This is a genomic window from Bartonella sp. CL25QHWL (assembly GCF_042195335.1).
GTDB lineage: Bacteria > Pseudomonadota > Alphaproteobacteria > Rhizobiales > Rhizobiaceae > Bartonella.
Genome location: NZ_JBHIOE010000042.1, coordinates 329 through 3,224, shown reverse-complemented (window position 1 = coordinate 3,224; position 2,896 = coordinate 329). Strand labels below are relative to the sequence as shown.

Here is a 2,896-nt window from a genome sequence, read left to right as displayed (position 1 = left end):
TTTTATTTATAAACTTTATTTTTTAATGAGAGGCTTTCCGCCTCTCAAACTCTCCGGAACGCTCACCAAAATCATGACATCAGATCCGCGTTTAATGAGAGGACTAACAATCCTTGGTTCTTAGTGTCAAGGAAACCATTACATGGCGCCTAAAGGCGTCCTTGACAAAGAACCTAACGTCTTGTTTTGTCCCTCTCACGCGGCTCCGAAATCATGATTAGAAGGGAGAGCTTTTAGGGCAAATACTACAAAAGAAAGAGATAAAAATTATAAGCTATTTTATGAGATAAATATTTGAAAATATTATAAAAAATGGCAAAAAAAGACAAAAAATAGTTGACAATAAATGGGTATTTTGCTATATTAATACTTAAGTGATCAAAACACTAATCCTAAAGCGAATAGATTACGAAACAATCTTTCTTTGCTTTTCAAAAACTGACTGTCTTTGTATGTTTTAAAAACGTATAATGATTTTGTCGGGTGTAGTTATGTCATATAATACCCTTACGGGGAAAGCATAACAACAGACTTTAGGCTGTGTTTTGAGCACCCGACGCCTTTATAGGTGTCAATTCAAAACATTATTAACCTAAAGGAGTTCATTATGAACGCTATCTCCAAAAAATATGAATTTACAAATGAAACCAAACAAGTTGGTGATGTTACACTTTATCGCATTCGTGCATTAAGAGACTTTGGTGATGTCAAGGCTGGTGATCTTGGTGGTTTTATTGAGAAGGAAGATAACCTCTCTCATGACGGAAATTGCTGGGTTGGTGGTAATGCATGGGCTTTTAGCTACGGTCGTGTTTATGATAACGCTATTGTTTGTGATGATGCTATTGTTTGTGGTCACATTTATGGGAATGCGCATGTATGTGATAAAACCCGCGTGTATGTGGGCGCTCATGTTTATGACGATGCTCATCTTTCTTATAACGCATGGGTTTATCATCATGCACGGGTTTATGGTAATGCAAAATTATCTGGGAGTGCACGTATTCATAGAAATGCAGAAGTTTATGATCATGCTGTTGTTAGTGGCGCAGCGAAAATTTATGGCAAGGTCTATGAAAATGCTAGCGTGGGGTGTCATACTAAAGTTTACGGTTCTGTTTATGGCAATGCGAAGATCTCTGGTTATTTCCATATTAGTGGTAATGTATATGGCAATGCAATAATAAAAAGATCTGCTAGGTTTTCTTTCGTTCCCAGAAATTGTGAGGTTTATGAAGGCGATAATATTGTTAAAACGGTCGCTGAAGTAGCATAAATAACAGGCGCGGGGGGGCGCCTGCTTTTTAAAAATTATGTCACATTAAGCACTAAAAAATCATAAAATTGAAATAATTATTTATATAGGTATATAAATAATCGTGAATAAAATAAAACGTATCATATAGCCATAAAGCGTTTTATAGATAAAAATATTGGAGGGGGTAATGGACACTCTATCTACTAATAAATTAAATAAAAAAGAGAAAAATCCAAATTCCAAACAATCAATTTTAATAACTATAATACGTAGAGTGTTTTCTATCGTTTATAAAATATTACATAAGATATTGAAAACGTGCCTTTTTTTTCTTTTCCTTTTTCTTTTGCTTATTCGTAAACCGGTTATTATTTTAACAGAGTTTATAGCAGGGGGGAGTTTGCTGGTGTTATTTATTTTTTTTACTGGATATGTAGCGGGCTCTGCACCTTTTGAACACCAAACAGCAATGGTCATTGGTTATATTGTCTTGATATTTCTAAGTTTAGCTGTCAATTGGGGGTACGATACGCTGCTATTACGGCTAGCTCCTCCTGGTTCTGATCTTATGCTTTTCAAGTAAAAGCTTATTAGAGAATGTTCGTCAAGCTCTCCAATACGATAGAATGGTACTAACAAGAGCTAGTACAAAGAGGATGTATTTTAGGCTGTTTCTGTTTTAAAGCTTGCGCTAAATCATAATTTGTTTGCATAGCTAGCCAAGCACGTGCAGTACTCACACCAGCCATTTCAAGTCTAATAGCGAGATTGGGACTAACAGCAGCTTTTCCATTTAAAACCCTAGAAAAAGCTACACGAGACATACCAAGCCGTTCAGCTGTTTCGGTAACAGATAAACCAAGCTCTACGATTACATCTTCACGCAAGAGTTCTCCAGGATGTGGAGGGTTTTTCATCATTTTTTATCTCTCCTTATTCAATGATAATCTAGATAATCAACTAATTCGACATCTATACCAACAAAACGGAATATTACACGCCAATTTCCATTTACTGTAATTGACCAAAAGCCCTTAAGATCACCTTTTAAAGGATGTAATCGAAAGGACGGATAATTCAAATCATTTGGTGATATAGCTACGTCAAGAGCACCTAGAATACGCCTTAACTTTTGAGTATGAGCAGACTGAATTCCTTTTGTAGTACCAGTATTGTAGAAGGCTTCAAGCCCTTTATGTTTAAATCCCAAAATCATGATTCACTGTAATGTGTATCGTTATAAAATACAAGAAGAAGTTGTTCATTAAGCTACAATGTTACCATTATTGGTAACATTGTGAAGCGTAACTACTATGCTTTTATTATTTTTCTCTTCTGTATCTGTATATTTTAAGCATCAAAAATGCCTGCTAAAGCAGATTTTTTGAATTGAGGAGGGGGCAGCCTCTTATTTTATAGATAAATGGAGCTAATTATTTTTTTATCTAAGATAATCTTCAAGATCTATTTGATTACTAATGTCCATTTCTAAAGGTTTTCTATTCTCATATACACCTTGAATACCGGCTGCTTTCATGCGATTTTTTAAGTTCTTTCTAAGAGCTATTTTGTGGATTTTAGCACTACCTTTCCAACCAAGGTTTGGGTTGAGACGGTAGGATCTATTAATCCCAATAC

The 2,896-nt window shown here is 35.2% G+C and carries 4 protein-coding genes and 1 pseudogene; 2 read left to right on the top strand and 3 right to left on the bottom strand.

All coding sequences use genetic code 11. The features are described 5' to 3' along the window. The first annotated feature begins 607 nt into the window (after nt 1-607). Nucleotides 608-1,276 (top strand): hypothetical protein, encoded by a 669-nt coding sequence (locus ACFILY_RS09220; protein WP_375612419.1) that lies wholly within the window; start codon nt 608-610, stop codon nt 1,274-1,276. 388 nt (nt 1,277-1,664) lie between these two features. Further along, a complete protein-coding gene (locus tag ACFILY_RS09215) occupies nt 1,665-1,841 on the top strand; it encodes a hypothetical protein (RefSeq protein ID WP_375612418.1) in 177 nt (58 codons plus the stop codon). A gap of 49 nt (nt 1,842-1,890) precedes the next feature. On the opposite strand, the gene ACFILY_RS09210 is transcribed toward ACFILY_RS09215, so the two are convergent. The 3 genes and pseudogenes from ACFILY_RS09210 to ACFILY_RS09200 all read right to left on the bottom strand — a co-directional run. Further along, nucleotides 1,891-2,178 carry a HigA family addiction module antitoxin gene (locus ACFILY_RS09210; protein WP_375612417.1) on the bottom strand — a complete coding sequence of 96 codons (288 nt, stop codon included), beginning with the start codon at nt 2,176-2,178 and terminating at the stop codon, nt 1,891-1,893. A 17-nt stretch (nt 2,179-2,195) separates the two neighbouring features. Then, nucleotides 2,196-2,474 (bottom strand): type II toxin-antitoxin system RelE/ParE family toxin, encoded by a 279-nt coding sequence (locus tag ACFILY_RS09205; RefSeq protein ID WP_375673348.1) that lies wholly within the window; start codon nt 2,472-2,474, stop codon nt 2,196-2,198. Nucleotides 2,475-2,699: 225 nt separating this feature from the next. Beyond that, nucleotides 2,700-2,896, bottom strand: a pseudogene (locus ACFILY_RS09200) (replication protein RepA); the annotation flags it as partial.